Raw genomic sequence first — 26,174 nt, 5'->3', positions numbered from 1 at the left:
CGCCCCAAACCGCTGCAAAACTCCGCCGTTAGTCGCATGACCTTCGGCCTAGGCGCAGGTATCGCTGCGCGAACCTGCGGAGCGCAATCAGCCGCCGCCGCGCTTGTAGTCGAGTTCGAACTCGGCCCTGCAACCGTTTTCCACCCACACCCCGTGCGGGTCGTAACCCCAACTGCGGCCTTCGATGCATTCGGACTTGGACAACTGCTTGACCATGCGCACGCCCGAGCCGGTTTCGCTGTCGCAGCGGCGCGCGCGGCGGTCCAGCGATTCGCAGCGCAGCACATTGGCCGGCGCGGCCGCGGCGGGTTGCGGTTCGGCTTCCACGCCGAGCAAACGGAACTCGGCGCGACAGCCGCCGGACACCCACACGCCGCTCTCATCCGCGCCCCAGCTTTGGTTGCGCAGGCAAGGTTGTTTGGACAGTTGCTGAGCCAGCGCCACGCCGGCGTCGGTCTTGGCCGCGCAATGGTTCCAGCGGCCGCCGCGAGACTCACACTTGATCACCCGCGCGCCGGTGGTGCTGGTGGCGCCGCTGCCGCCCTTGCCGAACACGAAGTCGGCCGAGCAGCCCTGCGAAACCCACACGCCGCCGCGATCGGCGCCCCAACTGGTGCCTTCCACGCAGGGCTTGCCGGAAGTGCGGCGGATCAAGCGCACGCCGCCGCGGGTGTCGGCCGGGCAATGGACGATTTGTTCGTCGTTGGAGGCGCAACGCAGCACGTCGCCGCCGAACAGCCGCTCGCCCGCGGGATCCGCGTGCGCGCTGCCCGCGCACGCCGCGGCGGCGAACGCGAACCCATGAATCGCGGCTTTCACATTGCGCATGCATCGCCCCCGCACCCGATGCGGTCACTCTAACCGCGAACGGCGAACTTGCAATCAAAAACGCGGGATCGGCCGCTGGGGTTAAGCGGAAGGTTCATCGCGGTCAAGCACGCGTGAAATCGAACGCCAACACCGCCGAGATTCGTTCGCTGTCGAGCATCGCCATCAGCAGCCGGTCGATGCCCATGGCCACGCCTGCGCAGCCGGGAAAACCCGCGGCCAGGGCGTTCAACAAGGCTTCGTCGCGCGGCGGCGCGAGCGCGCCGCGTTGCGCGCGCACGGCGCGGTCGCGGTCGAAGCGCGCGCCCTGCTCTTCGGCGTCGGCCAGTTCGTGGTAGCCGTTGGCCAGTTCCAGCGGGCCCAGATACAACTCGAAACGTTCGGCCACCGGCCAGCCGTCGCCGTCGTCGCGCAGCCGCGCCAGGGCGCATTGCGAGGCGGGATAGTCGTGGATGGCGAGCAGTTCGTCGCGGCCGAACTGCGGCTGCAGGCGATGGGTCATCAGCAGGTCGAGCCAGTCGTCGCGGTTCAAGCCCTGCGGATCGATGACCACATCGCCGAGCGCGGCGCGCAGGGTTTCCTCGCTGGCGCTGAACGGGTCCAGGCCCAGGCGCTCGCGGTACAGATCGCGATAGGCGACTTCGCGCAGCCGCGCATCGCGGCCGACCAAGGCCAGCGCGGCGCGCACCAGTTCGGCGGTCTCGCCGATCAGGCGACGATGGTCCCAGCCGAGCCGGTACCACTCCAGCATGGTGAATTCCGGGTTGTGGCGGCCGCCGGCTTCGCCGTCGCGGAACACCCGGCCCAGCTCATAGCAATCGCCGAACCCGGCGGCGAGCAAACGCTTGAGCGGAAACTCCGGCGAGGTGCGCAGCCAGCGGGTGCGCGGCGCGCCGTCGGTGCGGCCGCTGAACTGCAGAGAGAACGAGGCGATGTTGGGATCGGTGTTGCCGGCCACCGACAACACCGGCGTTTCCACCTCGGTCACCGCGCGCTCGGCGAAGTAAGCGCGCACCACGGCGTTCAGACGCGCGCGCAATCGCAACGCGGCGAAGTCGGCCGACGGCCGCCACGGCGCATCGGCGGACGCTTGCGAACTCATTCGTGCTCGGCCAGGAACGCCAGCAACTTGGCTTCGTCCCAGATGTCGATGCCCAGTTCCTGCGCCTTGTCGAGTTTGGAACCCGCTTCGGTGCCGGCGACCAGGAAACCGGTCTTCTTCGACACGCTGCCGGCGACCTTGGCGCCCAGGGCTTCCAGCCGCGCCTTGGCCTCATCGCGGGTCAAGGCGGCGAGCGTGCCGGTGAGCACCGCGGTCTGGCCGTCGAGCGGTCCAACCGAAGAGGACGAGGCGACAGGCGTCAACGCATCCAGCCGCTTAAGCGCCTCGCCCACCCGCGTCAGCAACTGCGCGTTCTCCTCCACGCTCAACCACGAAGCCAACGCCTGCGCGCTGTCGGCCGGCAAACCGGCGGTGATGTAGCTGTGTTCGGGCGCGTCGCGCAACTTGTCCGCGTCGGCGAACGCGGTGGCGAGTTGATCGGCGCGGATCTTGGTGACCTTGGGGATTTCCATGTCGACCAGCAAGGTCGCCAGATTCAAACCCTCGCGTAGCTTCGGCGACGGCGCGTGGGTGTCGCCGATCTGCACGCCGCGTGCGATCAGATCGTCGATCACTTGCTGATTGCCGGGCTGATCGAAGAAGTGCCCGAGCGAACGCGCGACTTCGCCGCCGACATCGGGCAGGCGCTTGAACACCGGCCACGGCAGGCGCCGGATCAGTTCCAGATCGCCGAGCCAGACCGACAAGGCCTTGGCCGTGCTTTCGCCGACGTGCTGGATGCCGAGCGCGAACAAGAACCGCTCCAGGGTGGTCTTGCGGCTGCTGTCGATGGCTTCGAGCAGGTTGTCGGCCCACTTGGTCGCGACCTTGCCGGCCTTGACCGTCTCCGGCGTGGTGCCGTCGCGCTCATCGGCGCGGCGCTTCATTTCCAGCAAATCGTCCAGGCCGAGTTTGAACAGGTCGGCGACCGATTGCAGATAGCCAAGGTCCGACAGATCTTCGATATAGCGATCACCCAGGCCTTCGATGTCCATCGCCCGGCGCGAAGCGAAGTGGCGGATCGCTTCCTTGCGCTGCGCGGGGCAGCTGAGTTCGCCGGAGCAACGCCATGCCGCCTCGCCTTCCTCGCGCACGATCTCCGAGCCGCACACCGGGCAGTGCGCCGGCATCCGCCACTGCGGCGCATCGGGAGCGCGGTATTCGGGCACCACCCGGACGATTTCCGGGATGACGTCGCCGGCGCGGCGCACGATCACCGTATCGCCGATGCGCACGTCCAGGCGGGCGATCTGATCGGCGTTGTGCAAGGTCGCGTTGGTCACCACCACGCCGGCCACCTGCACCGGCTTGAGCCGCGCGACCGGCGTGGCCGCGCCGGTGCGGCCGATCTGGATGTCGATGCCTTCCAGCACCGTGGATTGTTCCTGCGCCGGGAATTTATGCGCGATCGCCCAACGCGGCGCGCGCGAGACGAAGCCCATCTCGCGCTGGCCGGCGTAGTCGTCGAGCTTGTAGACCACGCCGTCGATATCGAACGGCAGGCCGTCGCGCTTGGCGCCCATCTGCCGGTAATAGCCGAGCAGACCGTCGCTGCCGGCGACCACGTCGCTTTCGCCGCTGACCGGGAAACCCCATTCGCGCAGTTGCTTCAAGGTGGCCGAATGGGTGGCCGGCAGGTCGTAGCCTTCGACCACGCCGACCGCGTAGGCGTAGAACGCCAGCGGCCGTTGCGCGGTGATGCGCGGATCGAGCTGGCGCAAGGAACCGGCCGCGCCGTTGCGCGGATTGGCCAGCACCTTGCCGCCGTCCTTGAGCGCTTTTTCGTTGTAGGCCTTGAACGCGGCCAGCGGCATATAGACCTCGCCGCGCACTTCCAGCACCGGCGGCCAGCCCTCGCCGCGCAGGGTCATCGGAATGGCCTTGACCGTGCGCAGGTTGAGGGTGACGTCCTCGCCAGTGGCGCCGTCGCCGCGGGTCGCGCCCTGGACGAAGCGGCCGTTCTCGTAGCGCAGGCTGATCGCCAGGCCGTCGAGCTTGGGTTCGACCGAAAACGCCGGCGTGGCCACGTCCAGGCGCTCGACGATCTTGCGCACGAAGTCGACCACTTCTTCGTCGCTGAAGGCGTTGCCCAGCGACAGCATCGGCACCGCGTGCACGACTTCGGCGAACGCGCCGGAGGGCGTGTTGCCGACGCGTTGGGTCGGCGAGTCCGGGGTGGCCAGCTCGGGGTGCTCGGCTTCCAGCGCTTCGAGTTCGCGCAGCAGGCGGTCGTACTCGGCGTCGGTGAGGATGTTGTCGTCGAGGACGTAGTAGCGGTAGTTGGCGTCGGTGAGCTGGGCGTGCAGTTCGGCGACGCGCGCTGCGGGCGTGGAGGCGGGCTTGGATTGGGAAGCGGTCACGGGCGGGTTGTCCTGGCGCTGCCGTTCGAGCGGGTCGGTCGGCATTTTGAACGGGTTGGCCGCGATTATGGAGGTGGGGCGTGTCTGAGGGTGCGACGCCGACATCAGGCCCCATTCTGAAAACACGCCCCCTTTGAAAAAGGGGGCTGCGCGCTGCGTAGTTGGGGGGACTGAACTTGAATCGGCGCGCGGGGGATTTGTCGCGGCCGAGGTAAAAGCAAATCCCCCCTAGCCCCCCTTTTTCAAAGGGGGGAACAGTGCGCGGGGGTTGGGGAGTGTGCGGAGCGCATGGGCAATCGCGCCCCGCCGGTTACCAACGCGTCGGCTTGCTCAACGGCGGCGCTTCGCGCTGGCGGTCGTAGGCGCGCAGTTCGTCGCGCAGATGGGCGATGCGCTGGCGGCCGAGCGCATTGCGCTGTTCGTCCAGCACCACCGCGTCGAGCAGTTCGGCCATGCGCTGGGCGGTCGGCAGCATGGTTTCCCAGGCGTCCAGCGCCGGAACCGGCGCCGGCAAGGTCAGGAAAAACGCCACCGCCGGGGTTTCCAGGGCCTGGATCGTGGCCATGTCGAAGCTGCCCGGCTTCATGATGTTGGCCACGCTGAACACCGGGCCGCGCTCGGGATGGCCCTCGACCAGGCGATGGAACACGCCCATGTGGCCGTAGACCAGGCCGGCCTTCTCCGCCGCGACCACGATGTCGGGGCCGTGCAGTTTCTGCCCGGCGCGCGCGGCCAGGTACAGGGTGACGATCTTGTCGAACTCTTCGCTGACCCGCCGGCCCAGTTCGCTGTTGGCGGCCGCGGCGCTGCCTTCCAGGGTCTTGTCGAACAACTCCAGCTCGGCCTGGGTGGTGGCCTCGCCCGGCGGGCCGCCGGTCTGGCCGAGCTCGCTTTCGATCTGCTCGCCCAGGGTCGGCTCCTGGCGCGAAACCGGCTTGCGATCGCCGGCGCGGGCTTCTTCTTCGCGGCTTACCCGCTTGCCCTGCCCCGGCTTGCGCGGGCGGCCGAAGAACACGATGGCGCCGATCAGGATCAGGCCGGCGATCAGGATGCCGATCCTCATCAGGGTCACGTCGGACATCGGTTGCTCCTTGTTGGTACGGGGGATTCGGGATCGGGGATCGGGATTGTCGAGAACGGCGCCGCCGATCTCCGATTCCCTGCCCGCTACCACCGACTCCGAATTGATGATTCAAGGTTTGGCGTCGTAGCTATCGCGACGGACCAACCGCCGCATACGTTGCACCAAACCCAAAAAAATTTGCTAAGGACTCGTTACGACACGCGATCCCGAAGCACAGATTCCAGCCGCGCGATCATGCCGCGCCGGCCAAACGCGTCGCCTCGGCCAGATCCACCGAGACCAGACGGCTCACGCCCGGCTCGCGCATGGTCACGCCGGACAACTGGTGCGCGGCTTCCATCGTCGCCTTGTTGTGGCTGACGAACAGGAACTGTACCTGTTCGCTCATCTCGCTGACCATCGCGGTGAAGCGGCCGACGTTGGCTTCATCCAGCGGCGCGTCGACCTCGTCGAGCAAGCAGAACGGCGCCGGATTCAAGCGGAAGATCGCGAACACCAGCGCCACCGCGGTCATCGCCTTCTCACCGCCCGACAGCAGCGAGATGTTGGACACGCGCTTGCCCGGCGGGCGGGCCATGATCGCCACGCCGGTATCGAGCAAGTCCTCGCCGGTGAGTTCCAGATAGGCGTGGCCGCCGCCGAACAGGCGCGGATACAACTCCTGCACGCCGGAGTTGACCCGGTCGAAGGTGTCCTTGAAACGGCCGCGGGTTTCGCGGTCGATCTTGCGGATCGCGTCTTCCAGGGTTTCCAGCGCGGTGTTGAGGTCGGTGAACTGCGCGTCGAGGTAATCCTTGCGCTGCGCGGCCTCGGCATGCTCGGCGATCGCGGCCAAGTTGACCGGTTCCAGCCGGCGCAACTTGTTGTCCAGTTCGGCGACGGTGCGTTCCCAGGTCTGCGGCTCGGCGTTTTCTTCCAGCGCGTTGACCACGTCCTCGAGCACCGCGCCGGCCTCGGCGATCGCCGCGGTCAGGGTTTCGGCCTTGAGCACCAGCGCCTGTTGTTCCAGCCGGCGCTGGCCGATGGCCTCGCGCTGCTGCAGGGCTTGTTCGTCGCGCTGCTGGCGGGTTTGTTCGAACTTGCGCAGGTCGTTGTCGATGCCGTCGAGCGCGGTGCGCGCGCCCGTGAGGTCTTGTTCGACCACCACGCGTTGCTCCAGCGCGACCTGACGCTGCTGCTCCAGCTCCACCACCGGCTCGTCGCCGTCGCTGAGCTGGGCCGCCAGTTCGCTCAGGCGCGAATCCAGCTGGCCACGCTGGCCGCCCATGCGTTGCAGGGTCTGGCTGAGGCCGGCGACCTGGGCGCGCTGGGTTTCCAGGGTCAAGGTCAGCGCGTGGGCGGCGTCGCGCGATTCGCGCGCGGCGTTGCGTGCGGCGTCGCGCGCATCCGACAACGAGCGGCGCTCGGATTCGAGCTGCAGGCGCGAGTCTTCCAACTCGCCCATGCGCTCGACCGCGGTTTCCTGGCGCATCCGCGCTTCGCGCGCTTGCTCGCGGCCGGCGTCCAGGCCGATCAGCAGTTGCTCCAGATCGGCGTCGATCTTTTCGATCCGGTTGCGCGCCGAATCCAGCCGGCCCTGGTGGCTCTGCAACTGGCCGGCCAGCTCGGACACGCCGCGGTGGGCCATGTACAGAGCGCGCTGGGCGTCTTCGCGGTGTTGTTCGCCGGCCAGCGAGCGGTCGCGCAACTGGATCTGGTTCTGTTCCAGGTCGCGCTCGCGGGACTGCAGTTCTTCGATTTCCACCCGCAGGGTCTGGATCTCGCGTTCGCGCAACAGCGCGCCCTGCTTGGCCGCGCCGGAGCGCAGCACCCGCACCCAGCCCGCGCCGAGGCGCTCGCCGTTGCGGGTGATGACGGTTTCTTCCGCGCCCAGGCTGGGCTGCAGCGCGCGCGCCGCGGCCAGATCGTCGGCGCCGTGCAGGCGCGCGAGCAGGCGACGGATCGCCGCCGGGCCCTGCACTTTGGACGCCAGCGAGGTGGCGGCATAGCTGGCGTTGTCGCGCTCGGGCGAAACCAGGGTCAGGCGGCCTTCGCCGAGTTCGCCGATCGCATCGACCAAGGCTTCCGGCGCTTCCACCAACACGCCTTCGATCAACTGGCCCAACGCGCTTTCCACCGCGTTTTCCCAGCCCGGCTCGACGGTCAGCGACTCGCCCACACGCTGGGCCGAATCCAGGCCGCGCGCCTTCAGCCAAGTCAGCGCGGCGCCCTGCTCCTGGCCCAAGGCCGCGTGCTGCAGGGTTTCCAGCGAAGACAAACGTCCGCGCGAGGTCTGCGCCTGCTTGCGCACTTCGGCCAGTTGGTTCTGGGTGGCGCGCTGCTGTTCCTGCAGGTCCGAGACCGCGGCCTTACGCGTTTCCAGTTCTTCGGTGAGGCTGTCCAGCGACTCTTTCTGCAAGTCGTGCTGGCTTTGCAGCTGTTCGAACGCATCGGCCAACGCCGCCACGTCCAGGCCGCTGCGCTCGGAACTGAGCGACTCGCGGCGGCGGTCGGCGTCGAGCGTCTGCCGGTCCAGGCCTTCGATGCGGGTGCGTTCGACCTCGGCCGCGCGCGCGGCTTCGGATTGCTCACGGCTGTGGGTGTCCCAGCGCTGCTGCCAGTCGCCTAGCTTTGCCTCGGCCTCGCGCAGCGCGTCCTGGCGCGCTTCGTCGTCCTCGCGCATCGCCTCGATCCGCGGTTCGGCGTCGGCGATCGCGGCCAGCAGCACGTCCAGGCGCGATTGGTCGCTGCCGATGTGCTGACCGATCTCGGCCAACTGCGCCATCGCCTCATCGCGCGCCTTGAGCAGGCGGCTGGACATCTCGCGCTGGTGCTGGATCTGTTGTTCGATCCGGGCCAGGGCGCCGCCGACTTCGTAGCTGGCGGCCTGGGCCTTGTTCAACGCCTCGGCGGCTTCCTCGCGGCGCACGCGCCCGGTTTCCAGCTCGCGTTCGGCCTCGCGCTGTTCGGCGATCAGCTGTTGCAGCCGGGTTTCCTGCTGCGAGAGCTTCTCGCGCTGGGCTTGCAGCTTCTGATCCAGGGCGCGGTATTCCAGCGCCTTCCACTCCACGTCCTTGATCTTGCGTTCTGCCTGGATCGCTTGGTACTGCTCGGCCTGCCGCGCCTGCCGGCGCAGGTGTTCGAGCTGCTTGCCCACTTCCTCGCGCAGATCGTTCAAACGATCCAGATTCTCGCGGGTGTGGCGGATGCGGGTTTCGGTTTCCTTGCGCCGTTCCTTGTACTTGGAAATGCCGGCGGCTTCTTCCAGGTAGACGCGCAGATCCTCGGGCTTGGCCTCGATGATCTGGCTGATCATGCCCTGCTCGATGATCGAATAGCTGCGCGGGCCCAGGCCGGTGCCCAGGAACAGATCGGTGATGTCGCGGCGCCGGCACTTGCCGCCGTTGAGGTAGTACTGGCTGGTGCCGTCGCGGCTGACCGTGCGCTTGACCGAGATTTCGTTGAACGCGGCGAATTCGCCGCTGATGGTGTGATCGGAGTTGTCGAAGATCAACTCGACCATCGCCTGCGACACCGGCTTGCGCGCCGAGGAACCGGCGAAGATCACGTCGGTCAGCGAGTCGCCGCGCAGGCGGCTGGCCGAGCTCTCGCCCATCACCCAGCGCACCGCGTCGATGATGTTCGACTTGCCGCAGCCGTTGGGACCGACCACGCCGGTCATGTTGGTGGGCAGGTGCAGCGTGGTCGGATCGACGAAGGACTTGAAACCGGACAGCTTGATCGTGGACAGACGCATGCGGCGTTGGGGCCTCTGGGTGCGGCGGACGCGGCCGTGAATGGGTTTGTTAGGAAGTTCGCCTAAGCGATTGAATCGCTTGGGCCGGACGCGGTTCTCGGCCGCGCTTACCCCGGAGTATAGCGGGCTGGCGTCGAGCTCGCCGTCGACGCGCCCGGTGCGCCGCCAGCGTGCCCAGGGTTCGAGTCCATCGGTGCCGCGGGAACGACTACTAATTCGATAGTTGACCTGCCTCGGTCCGGCGTGCTTCCATCGATCAACTAAAAAACCCGTAGACCGCCATGGCCCGACCCGCCTCGCCCACCCTGACCCAGTCCGAGCAAGCGATCCTGGAAGTGCTGTGGGACAAGGGCGAGGCCTCGGTGCGCGAGGTCGCCGACGAACTGTCCCGGCTCAAACCGGCGGCCTACACCACGGTGCTGACGATGTTCAACGTCCTGGCCAAGAAGGGCTTCGTCAGCCACCGCCAGGAAGGACGCGCCTTCATCTACCGCGCCCGGATCAGCCGCGAACAGGCGCGCAGCCAGGCGCTGGATCACCTGCTCTCGCAATTCTTCGACGGCTCGCCCGATCTGCTGGCCCAGCACCTGCTGGACCAGCACGACATCGACCGCGAGGAACTCAAACGGCTGCGCGACAAAGTCGACGCGGCCAAGGCCGACCGCGACGCCGCCAAGGGGAACGCGCGATGAAAACCCTGATCGATGCCCTGCCCGCGCTGCTGGCGCTGCATCTGCTGATCGGCGCGGCGCTGTTCGCGCTGGCCACGGTGTTCATGCGGGTGCGCGCGCTCGGCGCCGAACTGCGTTCGTGGCTGCTGCTGGCGGTGCTGGCGCTGGCGATGCTGACGCCGTTGGCGGTGTTGCTGCCCGGTCCGCCCTCGCCGGTATTCGCCGGCGTCGACGAAACCCTGGTGATGCATCCGGAAGAAGGCCCGAGCATCGGCGAAGCGGTGTACGACGCCGGACACGACCCCGACATCGTGTACCTGGAACTGCCGCGCTCGCTGCCGACGGTGCTGCTGCTGGTCTGGGCGCTCGGCGCGCTGTGGCAGTGGATGCGGCTGGCCGAAGGCGCGCGCCAGGCGCGCCGGCTGCGCCGTTCGGCGCGTCCGGCGCTGTCGCTGGAGGCGGCGCTGGCCGCGGAACTGCCGGACCGCGCGCGAATCGGCACCACCGTCGCCGACGGTCCTATGGTGGTCGGCCTGCTGCATCCGACCGTGTTGATTCCGCGCGCGCTGATCGGCCGCCTGCCGCGCCAGGCCTTGCACGACATCCTGCGCCACGAGATCGCGCATATCCGCCGCGGCGATCTGTGGTCGACCGCGGCGATCCGCGCCGCGCTGGCGCTGTTCTGGTGGAACCCGTTCCTGCGCCTGATCCATTCGCGCCTGGACCTGGCCCGCGAAATGGCCTGCGATGCGCGCGCCGCGCGCGCTTGCGCGCAGCCGGTGGACTACGCCGGCTCCCTGATCAGCAGCGCGGAAACGCTGCTGGACCTGGGCGAACGGCCGCCGTCGCTGGCGGTGGCCATGCTCGAACGCCGCGGCCATCTGGCCCAACGCATCGACGGTTTGATCGAAACCGAAAACGGCGAGCGCCCGCGCCGATACGCGGCGGCCGCGCTGTGCGTGTCGGCGCTGTTCGCCGTGGCCGGCTTCGCCGTCGCCGCGGCGCCGCGGCTGGATCTGTCCGGGCCGGCGGTGATCGAGCCCGACGCCAAGGTTTCGGCGCTGCTGTCGGCCGCGCGCGCCGGCGATGCCGCATCGGTGCGCAAACTGGCCGGAGGCGGCGTCGATATCGAAGCCCGCGTGCTCGGCCAGGGCACCGCGCTGATCCAGGCGGTGCGCTCGGGCGATCTGGCCACGGTCGAAGCTCTGTTGGCCTTGGGCAGCGATCCCAACCGCGCCGCGCTCGGCGAAGGCAATCCGCTGATCGTGGCCGCGCAAGGCGGCGAATTGCGCATCGTCGAACGGCTGGTGCAGGCCGGCGCCGACGTCAACCGGGTGGTCACTTACGACGAAACGCCGTTGATCAACGCCGCGCGCGAAGGCCATCTGGCGACGGTCGAGTACCTGGTGGCGCGCGGCGCCGACGTCAATCTGGGCGTGGTCGCCGACGGTTGGCTCGGACGCTGGCGTTCGCCGCTGAATCAGGCCAGCGATCCGGACGTGCGCGCCTATCTGATCGCCCGGGGCGCGGTCGCCGGCCGGCCCTGATCGTCGCGGCGTTCTTAAAACCGTTTTAACCGCTCGGTTCGTTCCGGCGCGGGCCCCAGGGCCGGCGCCCACGGCCCCGCTTTGCCCGCGTTCGGGCAAACCATCGGCTTTCGCATCCAACCACAAGGCAATGAGGACGATGAAATCCACGCTGTTCGCCTGCACGCTGTTCGCCTGTCTGACCGCCGCCAGCGCCCACGCGCAAGCGCCCGCCGACCAAGACATCGCGCGCCTGAAAGCGGCGATAGAACGCGGCCTGCGGCCGAGCGTGGTCGAAGCCGGCAAACCGGTGCCGGTGTGGAGCCTGAGCGAGCGCATGGCCCATCACAAAGTGCCCGGCGCGGCGATCGCCATCGTCAAGGACGGCAAGCTGGCCTACGCCGCCGGTTACGGCGTGCGCGAGGCCGGAACCGCCGATGCGGTCGACGCGGACACGCTGTTTTCGGTCGGCTCGGTCAGCAAGATGATCGCCGCGACCACCGCCCTGCGCCTGGTCTCGCAAGGGCGGCTGGATCTGGATCGCGACGTCAACGGCTATCTGAAATCCTGGCGCATCCCCGAGGCGCCCGGCATCGCCAACCCGACGGTGACCCTGCGCATGATCCTCTCGCACACCTCGGGCCTGACCGTGCACGGCTTCGAAGACTATCTGCCCGCGGAAGCCCTGCCGACGCTGCTGCAAACCTTGAACGGAACCCCGCCGGCGAAGAACCGGCCGATCCGCCTGCAACGCGAACCCGGCACCGTCAGCGACTACTCCGGCGGCGGGGTGACGGTGGAGCAGCAAGTGATCGAAGACGTCACCGGCCAGCCGCTGGAAGCGGTCGCGCGCGCGCAAGTGTTCCAACCCGTCGGCATGCGCCGCAGCACCTACGAAAACCCGCTGCCGCCGGCGCGCGGCAACATCGCCAAGGCGCACGACCGCGACGGCGCCGTCGTCGCCTTGCCGCGCGGCTGGCAGACCTTCCCGGAACAGGCGGCGTCGGGACTGTGGACCAACGCCCACGATCTGGGCGAGTTCGTCGCCGCGCTGATCCGCAGCTACCGCGGCCAGAGCGACTGGCTGCCCAAACCCATCGCCACCCAGATGATGACCGAGGTATCGCCGGGCAACCGCGGGCTGGGGCCGGAGTTGCTCGGCAGCGGCAGTTCGCGCCGGTTCTTCCATAACGGCAGCAACGACAGTTATCACGCCGGGATCGAGGGCTACCCGGAGACCGGTTATGGCTTCGTCATCCTCACCAACGGCAAGAACGGCAGGCTGCTGCGCGGCGAAATCCGCAATGCGATTTCCGATGCGCTGGGCGACGGGATCAAGCCGGTGATCCGCAGCATCGCCCTGGACCTGCGCGAGCCGATCTACGCCGACTATGCCGGCGACTATCGCCTGGACCCGTCGCTGCCGATGGATGTGCAAGGCGAATTGGCCGACACCTTCGACCACGCATCTCTCGCGGTGAAGGTGGCCGACGGTGCGGTCGCGATCGAACCGGCCGGCGAGAACGCCACGAGCTTGCTGGCGCTGAGCCCGGCCCGATTCATGGGCGCTGGCGTGGAGTTCGAGTTCCACCGCGACGCGCACGGCGCGGTGCGCGCGCTGAGCGTGCTGTCCGGTACGGCGCATCGCTACTACCGCCGGCAGGCCACGCAGCCGGCCACGCAGCCGGCCGCGCATGCCGATCGTGGCGGTTCGCACCGCTGAGCCGGGTCCGGCGTTCACACCAATGCGACGCCGCGCGCGTCGCGTTGGCGCTACTGCTACCGCCGCTCCTGCAGCCTTTACGCGCGACGTGGTACATAGGCACGGCCCCTCTTCGACCGCGATCCTGGACGATCCGCCCCGCATGAGCCGACCGAGCGCCTCCAATCCGACCCGCAAAGCCGGCGAACACCTGACCATGGCCGATCTGGCCGAACTGGCCGGCGTCTCGGCGATCACCGTCTCGCGCGCGCTGCGCGACAGCCCGCTGGTCAATCCCGAGACCCGCGCCAAGATCAAGCAACTGGCGGAAAACCAGGGGTATCAATTCAATATCAGCGCGCGCAATCTGCGCCTGCGCCGAAGCATGACCGTGGCGGTGGTGGTGGAGATGAAACCCACCGTCGAACGGCAAATGTCCGGCCCTTACCCGCTGGACCTGCTCGGCGGCATCAGCCAGGAGCTGACCTCGGCCGGTTACAGCGTGTTGCTGACCTCGCTGCAGGGCGGCGGGCTGCCCAGCGTGCAGGCCGCCGACGGGGTGATCCTGCTCGGCCAAGGCGCGCACGAGGACGCCATGCACCAGGTCAAACGCTGGGGCCGGCCGATGGTGGTCTGGGGCGCGGTCAGCCGTCACGAATCGGAAGTGGTGGTGGGCAGCGACAACCACCGCGGCGGCAAGCTCGCCGCCGAACGCTTCCTGGCCCTGGGCCGGCGCCGGCCGGTGTTCCTCGGCGATCACGCGCACGGCGAATTCGCCGAGCGCCTGGAAGGGTTTCAGCACGCGCTGAGCGAGCACGGCATCGTCGCGCTGACTCCGACTGTGGCCAATTTCACTGTCAGCGCCGGCGCCCAGGCGGTGCATGCGCTGCTCGATCAACACCCGCAATTCGACGCCTTGTTCGCCGCCAGCGACTTGCTGGCGATCGGCGCGATCCGCGCCTTGATCGAACGCGGGCGGCGGGTGCCTGAGGATGTTTCGGTGATCGGTTACGACGACACCCCACTCGGGGCGACTTATCTGCCGCCGTTGACTTCGATCCACCAGAACTTCGTCGATGCCGGGGTGTCGTTGGCGCGCAAGATTCTGGCGCTGATCGAGGGCGAGCAGGCGCAGTCGGAGATTCTGCCGACGCATTTGGTGGCGCGAGTAACCTGAGTCCGCCGGATTGCCCCTGTAGGAGCGGCGCAAGCCGCGACCGCGCAGCTACCTGTTCGCATCGAGCCCGCGCTCGCCCCCTGCGCGGCCCGAATCCGCTTGCGCTGTGTCCGCAGCGACGTGGTCGCGGCTTGCGCCGCTCCTACAGGAAGCCCTGCGCGGTCGCGCAATTCTTGTTGCGTTGCAACGTTCGGCGGGTGCGGTCGAACCGGCTCGAAGCACCGGCGCACTTCAGCTAAGTCACTGATCTGACAAAACTACCTCGCCGTTATCCGGCCAAGTGCCCGGCTTTGGCCGAGATGCTGGACGGGACACTGTTATCGGTAACTTGACATCGATAACAATCAATCACTACGGTCCGCCTCCATTGAAGCCGCAGCGCCCTGCGGCCCCGCTTCCAGGCTCGCCGCGTGACTGCTCACCCCACCGCTTTCGTTCCGCCCGTCCCTCACCCCGACCCGGCCGCCGCGCCGGACCCGTGGCGCTTGCGTCAGACCGGCCTCGACCCGGCCCGCGCGCGCCGCGACGAAACCCTGTTCGCGCTGGCCAACGGCTCGCTCGGCGTGCGCGGCGGCATCGAAGAAACCGACGGCGGCAGCGACGGCAGCTTCCTGGCCGCGGTCTACGAGCAGCATCCGATCCACTACCACGAACGCTTCACCGGCTTCCCGCGCTACACCGACACCCGCCTGCCGGTCGCCGACGGCCAACGCATCGCAGTGTTCGCCGGCGGCGAGCGTTTGCTGCCGCTCGCCGGGGAAGCGTTCGAGCGCGAACTCGACCTGCGCCGCGGTTGCCTGAGTCGCCGCAGCGTGTTGCGCACCGCCGCCGGCGCCCGCATCGAAGTCATCGCCGAACGGGTGCTGCCGTTCGACAGCGGCGTCGCCGGCGTCGACCTGCTGGCGATCCGCTATCGCGTGCTCTCGCTCGATTACAGCGGCCCGCTGAGCCTGGTCTCGATCATCGAATGCGGCCACCAAGCCGCCGAGCAAGGCGACGACCCGCGCATCGGCGTAGCCTCGGCCGAAGGCTTGCAATTGCTCGCGCGCCAGGCCGACGAACGCGGCGCGCACGTGGTCCAGGCCACGCGCCGCAGCGGCGTGCGCACGGTGTGCAGTCAGGCGCATCGCTGCGAAGGCTTGCAATTCGTCGCCGCCGAACTCGGCGAGGAACGCGTGGCCCAGCGCTACAGCGCGAACTTGCTGCCCGGCCAATCGGCAACGCTGGAAAAATTCGTCGCCTACGTCACCGACCGCAACCCGCACGCCACCGACCTGCCCGCCGCCTCGGCGCAGGCGTTGCAGCGCGCAAGCGAGCGCGGCTTCGACGCCATCGCCGCGGATCAAGCGCAGGCGCTGGCGCGATTCTGGGACGGCGCCGACCTGTCGATCGGCGGCGACGCCGCGGCCGAGCAGGCGCTGCGCTTCAACTTGTTCCATCTGCTGCAATCGGCCGGCCGCAACGGCATCGACGGCACCGCCGCCAAAGGGCTCACCGGCGAAGGCTACGAAGGCCATTATTTCTGGGACACCGAAGCCTTCATGCTGCCGGTGATGGCCTACACCGCACCGGAGGTAGCGCGGGCGATGCTGCATGCGCGCTTCCTCGCGCTGGAGCCCGCGCGCAAACACGCCCGCGAGATGAACCACGCCATCGGCGCCTTGTTCCCCTGGCGCACCATCACCGGCGGCGAGTGTTCCGCGCACTATCCCTCCGGCTCGGCCGCGTACCACATCAACGCCGCGGTGGCCTACGGCATCGGCCTGTACCTGGATGCCAGCGGCGATATCGACTTCCTCGCCGAGTTCGGCGCCGAGATGCTGTTCGAAACCGCGCGCATCTGGCCGCAGATCGGTCACTTCAATCCGCGCCGCGGCGGCGCGTTCTGCATCCACGACGTGACCGGTCCGGACGAATACACCGCGCTGGTCGACAACAACTTCTACACCAACCGCATGGCCCAGCAGCATCTGCTGCGCGCGGTGGCGGCGTGGGAGCAGCTCGAACGCGAACGCCCGCAGCAACTGCAAGCCTTGGCGCAACGCTTGCAAGTGCAAGCGCACGAAGTAGCCACTTGGCGCCGCGCCGCCGAATCGATGTTCCTGCATTACGACCAAGCCCTGGGCATCTACGCCCAGGACGACACCTTCCTCGACAAACCGCGCTGGCCGTACCCGACCCGCGAGGGCGAACACCGGCCGCTGTTGCTGGATTACCACCCGCTCACCCTCTACCGCTACCAGGTCTGCAAGCAGGCCGACGTGGTCATGGGCCTGGTCTTGGCCGGCGACGGCATCACGGTGGACGCCAAGCGGCGCAGCTACGACTACTACGCGGCGGTGACCACCCACGACTCGACCTTGTCGGCGTCGGTGTTCGGCATCCTCGCCAGCGAAGTCGGCCACCCGGCCCAGGCCGAGCGGTTCTTCCACGACAACCTGCGCGTGGACCTGGACGATCTGCACGGCAATACCGACCACGGCGTGCACATGGCGGCGCTGGCGGGCACCTGGCTCGGCCTGGCGGCCGGTTTCGGCGGCTTGCGCAGCGGCGGCGGCGAACTGCGGTTCGCGCCGACCTTGCCGCAGCAATGGAGCGGCTTCGCTTTCGGCCTGCGCTGGCAGGGCCGCCGCCTGCGCGTGGAGGTGCGCCGCGACGGCGTCGAATACTCGCTGCTGGAAGGCGCGCCGTTGAGCATTTCCCACGCCGGCCAACGCGTCGAACTGAGCAGCGGCGCGCCAGTGCTGCGGCCGCTGGCAAAGCCCGAGGTCGATACCCGCGAACGTTTCCCGAAGCCGGCACGGGCGCTGATCTTCGACCTGGACGGCGTGCTCACCGACACCGCCCAGACCCATTACCGCGCCTGGAAGCGCATGGCCGACGAAGAAGGCCTGCCGTTCGATCAACACATCAACGAACAACTCAAGGGCGTGGACCGGATGAGCTCGCTGGAGATCATCCTGCGCAACGCCGGGGTGAACTTGAGCGCCGAGCGCAAACTGGCGCTGGCCGAACGCAAGAACGGCTACTACGTCGAGGCCATCGCCGAGGTCACGCCCAAGGACTTGTTCCCCGGCGTGGAGCGGGTGCTGGAACAAGCGCGCGCACGCGGCCTGAAGCTCGGCCTGGCCTCGGCCAGCCGCAACGCCGCCGCCCTGCTCGAGCGCCTCGGCATCGCACAGCGCTTCGACTACATCGCCGACGCCGCGCGCATCGCCCGGGCCAAGCCGGCGCCGGACATCTTTCTCGATGTCGCCGCCGCGCTCGGCGTGCCGCCGTCGCACTGCATCGGCGTGGAAGACGCGGCCGCCGGCGTGGTCTCGATCAAGACCGCCGGCATGGCCGCGGTCGGCATCGGCGATCCGCTGGCCCTGGCGCGCGCCGACGCCTGTTTGCCCGATATCGCTTCATTCGATCTGAACGCCTTCGTTTCGCCTTGATCGCGCGCGGCACGCACCGCCGCGACAGGGCCGTCATCGATCAACAATCCATAACAATGGGTGGGGAGAACAACATGCAATTCTCGGTCTTCAAGCACACGGCATCCGGACCCAAGCGGTTGCTGCGTTATGCGCTGTCGGCGGCGATCGCCGCCGCGCTCGCGCCCGGTTACGCCTCGGCCCAGGACGCGCCGGCGCCGCAATCCGCCGCGCCGGCCGCGGCCAGCGAATCGGCGACCACGCTCGATGCGGTGGTGGTCAGCGGCACCGCGCGCTTCAAGGGCGTGCGCAAGCGCGACGCCAGTTTCTCGATCACCACCGCTTCGCTCGAACAAATCCAGGAAGCCGTGCCGCTGAGCACCGCCGACGCGCTCAAGGTGGTTCCCGGCGTGTGGGCCGAATCGGCCGGCGGCAGCACCGGCGCCAACATCTTCGTGCGCGGCATGCCCTCGGAAGGCGACGCGCCGTTCGTGACCGTGCAGATGGACGGCGCGCCGCTGTACCCGCCGCCGACCCTGTCGTTCCTGGAAAACTCCACCCTGTTCCGGATGGACGACACCATCGAGCGCATGGAAGTGCTGCGCGGCGGTCCCAGCCCGATCTTCTCCAATGGCCAGCCCGGCGCCACGGTCAACTTCATCCAGAAAAAAGGCGGCGAAGAAACCGAAGGCAGCGTGCGGGTCGGCGTCGGCAGCGACGGTTTCCGCCGCGTGGATCTGTTCAACAGCGGCAAGCTCGCCGACGGCTGGTTCTACAGCGTCGGCGGTTTCTACCGCACCACCGACGGCGTCCGCGACACCCAGTTCCCGGCCGACAAGGGCGGCCAGCTCAGCGCGACCTTGACCCACAGCTGGGACAGCGGCGAGATCACCCTCTACGCCCGCCACACCGACGACAAGAACGCGTTCTTCACCCCGATCCCGCTGCTGTCGCGCAACAACGGCTCCAGCCTGTCGAGCTTCCCGGGTCTGGACGCGCAGACCGGCACCCTGCTCGGCAACGATTTCCGCCGCGTCGCCATCCCGACCGGCCCGGGCACCAGCATCCAGCGCGATCTGGCCGACGGCCGCGGCATCAATCTGGACGTGTTCGGCGCGTCGATGGACTTCTACGTCGGCGACTGGACCATCAGCGACCGGGTCAACTTCGTCACCGGCAGCGCGCCGACCAACGGTTTGTTCACCGGCGCCAGCCCGCAGACGCTGTCCTCGTTCATCGCCGGCTACGGCAGCGCCGGCACCGCGACCTACGTCAACGGCGGCGGCGCGGTGGATCCGAATCAGCAGGTGTTGACCGCCGGTTTCTGGGTGGTCGACAAGGAGATCGAATCGTTCACCAACGATCTGCGCTTCAGCAAGGATCTGTTCGAAGGCAACACCCTCACCGCCGGCGTGTACTTCGCCAAGTATTCGTCCAAGGACACCTGGTATCTGGGCAACAACATGCTGCTGACCGCGCAGAACAACGCGCGGCGGATCAATCTGACCCTGGCCGATGGCCGTCAGGTCACCCGCGACGGCTTCACCGGCACCTCGTTCTTCTCCTTGCGCGGCGATTACGACGGCCAGAACACCGCGGTGTTCCTGGCGGACGAATGGCAGATCAACGACCGTCTGCGTCTGGACGGCGGCATCCGCTATGAGTGGCAGCAAGTCGACGGCACTGTGCACAACACTGCAACGGTCGATCTGGACGGCAATCCGAACACGCTGTACGACAACGCCACCTCGGTCTCGCTGCCGACCTCGCGCCGCATCGACCAGGACGACAAGCATTTCTCCTGGACCTTGGGCCTGAACTACAAACTCAACGACAGCTCCAGCGTGTTCGCCCGCGCCAACTCCGGCTACAAGCTGCCGGCGTTCGACAATCTGCGCGACGGCAACACCAAGGTGCAGGAGATCGACCAGTACGAACTGGGCTTCAAGTCGGGCAATTCGGTCTACGACCTGTACCTGACCGCGTTCTACAACAGCTTCACCAACTCGCCGTTCCAGGCCTTCCTCGACGACGGCAGCAACTTCACCACCGCCGGCGATTCGCGCGCTTACGGCGTGGAAGTCGAAGGCGCGGTGCGGCCGATCGGCGGGCTGGAACTGGCCTTGACCGGTGTGTGGCTGGACGCGCAGTACGAGAACTACCGCGAGTTCACCGGCAATCAGGTGATGCGCCAGCCCAAGCAGCAGTTCCGCTTCACCCCGAGCTATTTCTGGACGCTGCCGTTCGGCGATCTGAAGATCTTCGCCACCTATTCGCGCATCGGCGACCGTTATGCGGACTTGGCCAACACCCAGAAGCTGCCCTCGTACCACACCCTGGATGTGGGCGCGAACATGCATATCGGCGACAGCTGGGAGCTGTCGGTCAGCGGCAGCAACGTCACCAACGAGTTGGGCTTGACCGAGGGCAATGTGCGGGTGCCCGGCGCGGCGACCGGCGGCGTGTTCATGGGGCGGCCGATCGCTGGGCGGCAGTACTTGTTCTCGGCGGCGTATAAGTGGTGATGTGACTTAAAGCCCTCCTCTCCCGCTTAGCTTAAGCCCCTCTCCCGCTTGCGGGAGAGGGGTTGGGGTGAGGGCCAGTCCAGAGGTCGTCGCTACATTTCGCTGTCCGTCGCCTATGACGTAATCCACTCATTCGAGGGCGATTGCTTTTCGCGCGCCCTCACCCCAACCCTCTCCCGCAAGCGGGAGAGGGAGCTGTTGCGCAATGGTCAAAACATACACAGCAAACCGCGACACCCACGGAGCCTCGATGACCTCCACCGCCGCCAACCGCCGCCGCATGATCGCGGCGATGATCCTGACCTACATGATGTTCGGGATCCTGCTCAACAGCGTGGGCACCGTGATCCTGCAGGCGATCCAGGGCTTCGGCATCGACAAGAGCGAGGCCAGCATCCTGGAGGCGTTCAAGGATCTGCCGATCGCGGTGGTGTCCTTCTTCACCGCCGCGCTGATGCCGCGGCTGGGTTACCGCCGGGCGATGATGCTCGGCCTGAGCATCGTCGGCGCCGCCTGCGCGTTGATGCCGGTCCTGCCTTCGTTCTGGATGACCAAGGTCTTGTTCGTCGCCACCGGCGCGGCGTTCGCCCTGGCCAAGGTCTCGGTGTATTCCTCCATCGGTCTGTTGACCGACGGCAAACAAGCCCATGCCAGCCTGACCAGCCTGATCGAAGGCTGGTTCATGGTCGGCGTGCTCGCCGGTTACTGGATCTTCGCCTGGTTCATCGATCCGCAGTCGCCGGCCGATCCGGTGTGGCTGCACGTGTACTGGCTGCTCGCGGCCATCGCCGCGGCCATCGTCGCCCTGCTCGCCAGCTCGGACATGGACGAAACCGCCGCGCGCGACGGCCACGCCGCCAGCGATTCGTTCTTCGACATGTTCCGCTTGATCGCCCAGCCCCTGGTCGCCGCGTTTCTGGTCTCCGCGTTCCTGTACGTATTGATCGAGCAGAGCGTGGGCACCTGGCTGCCGACCTTCAATCGCGAAATCCTGCACCTGCCGACCCGGATGAGCGTGCAGGCGGCGAGCATCTTCGCCGTGTCGCTGGCGCTGGGACGGCTCGCCGCGGGCCTGGCCTTGCGGCGGGTGCCCTGGCATTGGTTGCTGATCGCCTGCGTGCTGGCGATGGCCGTGCTGGTGCTGCTGGCCCTGCCCCTGGCCGGCGACGCGCGGCCGCGGCCGGACATGGACTGGATGAGCGCGCCGCTGGCGGCGTACGTGTTCCCGCTGATCGGCTTGTTCATGGCGCCGATCTATCCGGCGATCAATTCGGTGGTGCTCAGCTCGCTGCCCAAGTCGCGGCATGCGGCGATGACCGGGCTGATCGTGGTGTTTTCCGCGCTCGGCGGCACCACCGGCTCGTTCATCACCGGGCAGTTGTTCGCGCGTATCGGCGGCGGCATCGCGTTCTATCTGTCGCTGGTGCCGATGGCATTGTTGCTGCTGGCGATCATGCTGCTCAAGCGCCAATCGGGCCGCGCCGAGCGCACGCTCGCCGCGGCTTGAGGGCCTCACTGCAACAACGCGACCGCGCCGGGCCGGTTCGCGGCGAAAACGATCCGCGCGCCAAGCCCCCCGCGAATGGACTCGACCTTAGTCCAGCAGCCCGCTGGTTCTGGCGAACTGAAGCAACATGATGGTCTTGCCGTCCCTGATGTCGCCGCAATCGACCATCCGCAAGGCCTGATCGAACGGCAGCTCCAAGACCTCGATGTCTTCGCTGTCCACACCGCCGCCGTCGCCGATTCGGTCCTTGTCACTGTACTCGCCGACGAAGAAAAACAACTTCTCGGTCACCGACCCCGGGCTCATATACGCTTCGAAGACCTTGCGCACGTTGTCGACCGCATACCCGGTCTCTTCCTCGGTTTCGCGACGAATGCAGGTCTGCGGATCGTCGTCGTCCAGCAGGCCCGCGCAGGCCTCGATCAACATGCCGTCGGCATTGCCGTTGACGTAGGTCGGATAGCGGAACTGCCTGGTGAGCACCACCGTTCGCCGCTGTCGGTTGTACAGCAGGATCGTGGCGCCATTGCCCCGATCGTAGGTTTCCCGGCTCGTGGTCTCCCACTGCCCGTCGGCGCGCAAGTATTCGAACGTGGTCGTCTTCAGGATGTACCAGTTGTCCGAAAGAAGCCGCTCTTCTTTTATCCGAATGCGTTCAGTCATTGTCTGACTCCGTGAGGTGCGATCCGGTTTTCATATCCGGGTGTTCAAAGCGGGCGGCCATCTTCAGATTTCGCCGCGTTCCAGTTCGATCAGACTCCGCGCCGCCGCGATCAAGCCCTCGTCGTTCGAACGCGGCGCCCAGCCCAACAGGCGCTTGGCCTTGGCGTTGCTCGCGTTTTTCCTTTGCCCCAGATCCGGCACGATCTGCCGCACCGCCGGATCGAACCAACCGACGATGCGCACCATCCAATCGGGCAGTTGCCGTTTTGGCGCCTTCGCAGCAGCCGTTCCCAAGCCGCGACGCAAGGCCTGAGCGATCTCGAACACCGACATGAAATCGCCGGCGACGGCGAGGAAACGTTCGCCGTTGGCGGCCGGATCGGTCATCGCGCGCAGATGCAGGTCGGCCACGTCGCGTACGTCGACGGTGCCGAAATACAAGGCCGGGCAACCGGGCAAGCCGCCGGCCAGCATCCGCTGGATCAAACCGATGGAGGTCGAAAGCTCCGGCCCCAGCACCGGCCCGAACACGCCGGTCGGATTGACCGTCGCCAACTGCATGCCGCCGCCTTCGCGCTCGATGAAGTCCCAGGCCGCGCGTTCGGCCAAGGTCTTGGATTGCGAATACGCCCCGACCCGCTCGCTCAACTGCGACCACACGGTTTCGTCGAACGGCTCGGTGCGTCCGGGATGGCCGTAACCGATCGCCGCGAACGAGGAAGTCAGCACCACCCGCTTGACCCCGGCGTCGCGCGCCGCGCGCAGCACCCGCAGGCTGCCTTCGCGCGCCGGCACGATCAGTTCGTCCGCGTGCTTGGGCACCCCGGCCGGAAACGGCGAGGCCACATGCAATACGTAATCGCAACCGGCCACGGCTTCGGCCCAGCCGGCATCGCCGAGCAAATCCGCGGCGTAGAACGACAAACGCTCGCCGGCATCGACGCCGGCGCGCGCGAGCGTCGCCCGCACCCCGGCTTCGCGGCGCAGATCGCGCACGCTGGTGCGCACCCGGTAACCCGCGTTCAACAACTGCACGATGCAGTGGCCGGCGACAAAACCCGAACCGCCGGTGACCAACACCGTGGTCGTCGCTGCATTCATGCCGATCGGGCCGAAAAAAGGGAACCCAAGCCTAACCCGAAGCCGGCTACTGCCGCGCCGGCTCGGCCTGCTGTTCGATCAGCACGAAATCGCCCTTGTTGCCGAAGCGCTTGCCGGCGCGGACGCACAACTGGCCGTCGCAGCGGGTCAAGGCGCCGGAACGGGTCGCCTCGATGATGTCGCGGCCGAACTTGGCGCGCTGGATCTCGCGCAGCGAACTGCTGATGAAGAACCAACTGCCGGCGACCGCGATCGCCGAGGCCACCAACAGCGCCAGCGTGCCCTTGTAGATCAGGATCTGCTGGGCGCGGTCGAGCGCCTTGCGCTGATCTTCCAAGGCCTTGGCCGCACGCGTGGCGACCTCGGCGCTTTCGCGCAACTGCGCGCCGATCGGCCCGAACGCCTGCGCGGCGCCGCGGCCGATGGCCTCCTGCGCCTGGCTCTGCACCGCGCCGACCAACTGCGTGGCCAGTTCCTGCGCGCCCGCGCCCATGCCCAGCGCGGCGCGATGCAATTCGTCGGCGCTGCGGTCGACGTGCTGCACCGCGCGTTCGCTTTGTTCCTGCAGATGCTGGGCGAACACCGCCAGATCGGCGGCCAGTCGTTTCAGGTCTTGCGCGTCCTGCACTTCGCTCTCCGTTGAAAGTTACGGGCCCGGCATCCGCAATTGCGGGTTCGGCGGCGTCTCCGGCGGCAGCGTCGGCTGGGTGGACGCCGGGGTCTGCCGCTCGGGCGGTTGGGCCTGCGCCTGGGTCTGCTGCTGATGCCGCTCGCGGCCTTCCTGCAGCCAGGCCTGGGTGGGTTCGGTCTGCGCGTGTTGTTGGGTGGCGGCGCGGAACGCGCCGTCGTCGCGGTTGCGCGCCGCATCGACCAGACGGGCGAAGGTGCGGTCGATCTCGCTGCCCTCGTGGGCGTAGCCGCCGGCGGTGATGCCGCCGGCCGTGAACCGCTGCTCGCCGCCCGGGGTCGGCCCGATCGTCACCGGTCGCCGCTGCATGCGCGCGTCCATGTCGGCGTCGATCGGTTCCTTGTTGCGCGGATCGGCGACCGAACCGTGCTTGATCTGCTCCTTGCTCGCGACCTCATCGACCCGGTCGCGCACGCCGTCGCGGAAATCGCGGGTGGTGTAGAAGAACTGATGCTTGTCGGAACGGTGCACCACGTTGAGCTTGGGGTCGTCGGGCTCGGCGTGCTTGGCCAGATACGGCTTGTCGCTGAGCCCGTTGAGGTAATCCACCATCAGATTGCCGCTGCGCAGCGACAGCCCGTTGAGCTCGTAGCTGCCGCCGATATTGCTGTGGGCGCCGCCGACGGTGACGTTGAGGAAGCGTTTGTCCTCGGCGAAACCGTCGCGCAGGATGCTGGTGGACTTGAACTGGTCGCGGCGTTCGTCCTCGGCGGTGATCTGAAACGCCGACATCACCGACGGCGGCAGGCGCCGGTCGTGATTGCGCGGCTCGCCGGTGCCGACCGGATCGAACAGACCGACCGCCTGCGCGACCTGCCCCGGCGCCACCAACGGCGGCTTGGAATACTCCACCGCGGTGATGTTGCCGTCCTTGTCCTTGCTGTACTTGGCGCCGGCCGGGTCCTGGATGCCGCGCTCGTGCACCAGCCGCGAGAACGCGGCCTCCTGCTCAGCGCCGCGGCTGAAGCCGATCCCGGCCAGGGTGATCTTGGCCTCGGGATCGTCGGCCTTCCACTGCTTGGCCTGCTCGATGAACTGGGCGTACATCTTCTCCACCCGCGGCTCGAAGGTACGGCCGGTGGCGGCGTCGATGGTGCTCTTGAAGAAACCGCTCTGGGTGCCCGGCCCCTCGACGTAACCCACGCCGATGTTGTCGTGCATCCCGTTCTGGATCTGCTTGACCACGTCGGCGACGTTGGTGTGGTTCTTCGGGTCGCCGGCGTACATGCTGTTGCCGGTGCCGTCGAAGGCGGCGACGAACAAACGCGAATGCGGATCGGAGGAATCCAGCAGTTGCGGCGCGCGCAGTTGCGCGAGCTGATCGCTGGCCTGCCGATAGCTGTCGAGATCGTGTTCGTCGGCGGGATAGGTCTTGACGCCGTCGGGATTCTTGCCACCGCCCATCGCAAACTCTCCTTAGCTGGCTGTGCGGCGCGAGCGTCGGCGCCGAAGGCGGCCAGGCTCGCGGCAGGATCGGGTCGCGTTCAGTACGCGCGGCTGTACACCCGCACCAGGTCGGCGCGGAAATCGCTGTTCGGATTGGCCGGATCGCGCGGCTTCTTCAGCGGAATCATGCTGCGCATGTAGACGTTGATGGTGCGGTCGTCCACTTCCAGGATGATTTCCGGATCGTTGAGGCTCACGCCCTCGGCCACGTCTTCGCGCGCGACTTCGTGGCGGATCAATTGGTCTTGAAAGATCGCCGCGATGTCGACGCTGGCCTTGTGTTCGCTCTTGTCCTTGGAGCGCCAGGTGACCTCGGCCGGGCCGGGGAAATTGGCGATATCCAGGTGCGCGGCCTTCATCCGCTGCTGGTAATTCGGGCCGAACGAGGACGTCGGCGCACTCAGCTGCTGCGGGTCTTCCTTACCGTGCGGGAAGCCGTTGTAGACGATGCTGCAGCCGTAAGTATCGAAGCAGAAGCCGCCGAAACGGTGGCGCTGGAAACGCAGCGGCCACTCGGCGGTGGTGCCCGCGGCGGACCCGGACTGCGCGGTGGTGGAGCTTGCGGCGGACGTAGACATGGCGGTTTGACATCCTGTTGCGGCGAATAGAACAAGCATCGCGGCCAAGGCGCGGACGCGG

At 67.6% G+C, this 26,174-nt stretch carries 17 protein-coding genes; 7 read left to right on the top strand and 10 right to left on the bottom strand.

Annotated features, from left to right (window positions below; genetic code table 11):
• Nucleotides 1-87: 87 nt before the first annotated feature.
• From V7787_RS08830 to smc, 5 genes are all read right to left on the bottom strand, one after another.
• Nucleotides 88-828: a DUF3011 domain-containing protein gene (locus V7787_RS08830; RefSeq protein WP_336087330.1), complete on the bottom strand. Its 741-nt coding sequence runs from the start codon at nucleotides 826-828 to the stop codon at nucleotides 88-90.
• 103 nt (nucleotides 829-931) lie between these two features.
• Entirely contained in the window at nucleotides 932-1,930 is a 999-nt protein-coding gene (epmA, locus tag V7787_RS08825; protein ID WP_336087328.1) for an EF-P lysine aminoacylase EpmA, read from the bottom strand.
• The gene (gene ligA / locus V7787_RS08820; protein ID WP_336087326.1) at nucleotides 1,927-4,290 is read right to left on the bottom strand and encodes an NAD-dependent DNA ligase LigA; all 2,364 of its coding nucleotides are present in this window, start codon (nucleotides 4,288-4,290) and stop codon (nucleotides 1,927-1,929) included. The genes epmA and ligA overlap by 4 nt, the downstream gene beginning before the upstream one ends.
• A 310-nt stretch (nucleotides 4,291-4,600) precedes the next feature.
• Nucleotides 4,601-5,371, bottom strand: coding sequence for a cell division protein ZipA (zipA, locus tag V7787_RS08815; RefSeq protein WP_336087324.1), 771 nt, complete (start codon nucleotides 5,369-5,371; stop codon nucleotides 4,601-4,603).
• Nucleotides 5,372-5,606: 235 nt separating this feature from the next.
• Complete coding sequence (smc, locus tag V7787_RS08810; protein ID WP_336087322.1) at nucleotides 5,607-9,110, bottom strand: chromosome segregation protein SMC; 3,504 nt, start codon at nucleotides 9,108-9,110, stop codon at nucleotides 5,607-5,609.
• Between the two features lie 281 nt (nucleotides 9,111-9,391).
• On the opposite strand from smc, the gene V7787_RS08805 reads away from it, so the two are divergent.
• The 7 genes from V7787_RS08805 to V7787_RS08775 all read left to right on the top strand — a co-directional run bounded on the left by V7787_RS08805 (nucleotide 9,392) and on the right by V7787_RS08775 (nucleotide 21,637).
• Nucleotides 9,392-9,802, top strand: coding sequence for a BlaI/MecI/CopY family transcriptional regulator (locus tag V7787_RS08805; protein ID WP_336087320.1), 411 nt, complete (start codon nucleotides 9,392-9,394; stop codon nucleotides 9,800-9,802).
• Nucleotides 9,799-11,328 (top strand): M56 family metallopeptidase, encoded by a 1,530-nt coding sequence (locus tag V7787_RS08800; RefSeq protein ID WP_336087318.1) that lies wholly within the window; start codon nucleotides 9,799-9,801, stop codon nucleotides 11,326-11,328. The genes V7787_RS08805 and V7787_RS08800 overlap by 4 nt, the downstream gene beginning before the upstream one ends.
• Nucleotides 11,329-11,467: 139 nt before the next feature.
• Nucleotides 11,468-13,030, top strand: coding sequence for a serine hydrolase domain-containing protein (locus V7787_RS08795; protein WP_336087316.1), 1,563 nt, complete (start codon nucleotides 11,468-11,470; stop codon nucleotides 13,028-13,030).
• Nucleotides 13,031-13,172: 142 nt separating this feature from the next.
• Complete coding sequence (locus tag V7787_RS08790; RefSeq protein WP_336087314.1) at nucleotides 13,173-14,186, top strand: LacI family DNA-binding transcriptional regulator; 1,014 nt, start codon at nucleotides 13,173-13,175, stop codon at nucleotides 14,184-14,186.
• 410 nt (nucleotides 14,187-14,596) lie between these two features.
• Nucleotides 14,597-17,626, top strand: coding sequence for a beta-phosphoglucomutase (gene pgmB / locus V7787_RS08785; protein WP_336087312.1), 3,030 nt, complete (start codon nucleotides 14,597-14,599; stop codon nucleotides 17,624-17,626).
• Between the two features lie 74 nt (nucleotides 17,627-17,700).
• Nucleotides 17,701-20,130, top strand: coding sequence for a TonB-dependent receptor (locus V7787_RS08780; RefSeq protein ID WP_336087310.1), 2,430 nt, complete (start codon nucleotides 17,701-17,703; stop codon nucleotides 20,128-20,130).
• Between the two features lie 250 nt (nucleotides 20,131-20,380).
• Entirely contained in the window at nucleotides 20,381-21,637 is a 1,257-nt protein-coding gene (locus V7787_RS08775; RefSeq protein ID WP_336087308.1) for an MFS transporter, read from the top strand.
• A gap of 87 nt (nucleotides 21,638-21,724) precedes the next feature.
• On the opposite strand, the gene nudK is transcribed toward V7787_RS08775, so the two are convergent.
• The 5 genes from nudK to V7787_RS08750 all read right to left on the bottom strand — a co-directional run bounded on the left by nudK (nucleotide 21,725) and on the right by V7787_RS08750 (nucleotide 26,113).
• Entirely contained in the window at nucleotides 21,725-22,300 is a 576-nt protein-coding gene (nudK, locus tag V7787_RS08770; protein ID WP_336087306.1) for a GDP-mannose pyrophosphatase NudK, read from the bottom strand.
• A 63-nt stretch (nucleotides 22,301-22,363) separates the two neighbouring features.
• Nucleotides 22,364-23,401 (bottom strand): SDR family oxidoreductase, encoded by a 1,038-nt coding sequence (locus tag V7787_RS08765; RefSeq protein WP_336087304.1) that lies wholly within the window; start codon nucleotides 23,399-23,401, stop codon nucleotides 22,364-22,366.
• Between the two features lie 46 nt (nucleotides 23,402-23,447).
• Nucleotides 23,448-24,029: a hypothetical protein gene (locus V7787_RS08760; RefSeq protein WP_336087302.1), complete on the bottom strand. Its 582-nt coding sequence runs from the start codon at nucleotides 24,027-24,029 to the stop codon at nucleotides 23,448-23,450.
• A gap of 18 nt (nucleotides 24,030-24,047) precedes the next feature.
• Nucleotides 24,048-25,493, bottom strand: a complete 1,446-nt coding sequence (locus V7787_RS08755) for a T6SS phospholipase effector Tle1-like catalytic domain-containing protein (protein WP_336087300.1) — start codon at nucleotides 25,491-25,493, stop codon at nucleotides 24,048-24,050.
• Between the two features lie 80 nt (nucleotides 25,494-25,573).
• Nucleotides 25,574-26,113, bottom strand: coding sequence for a hypothetical protein (locus tag V7787_RS08750; RefSeq protein ID WP_336087298.1), 540 nt, complete (start codon nucleotides 26,111-26,113; stop codon nucleotides 25,574-25,576).
• Nucleotides 26,114-26,174 lie beyond the last annotated feature (61 nt).

This window comes from Pseudomonas sp. CGJS7 (assembly GCF_036961695.1).
The sequence above is the reverse complement of the archived record's forward strand: the minus strand, read 5'-3'. Positions and strand labels throughout refer to the sequence as shown.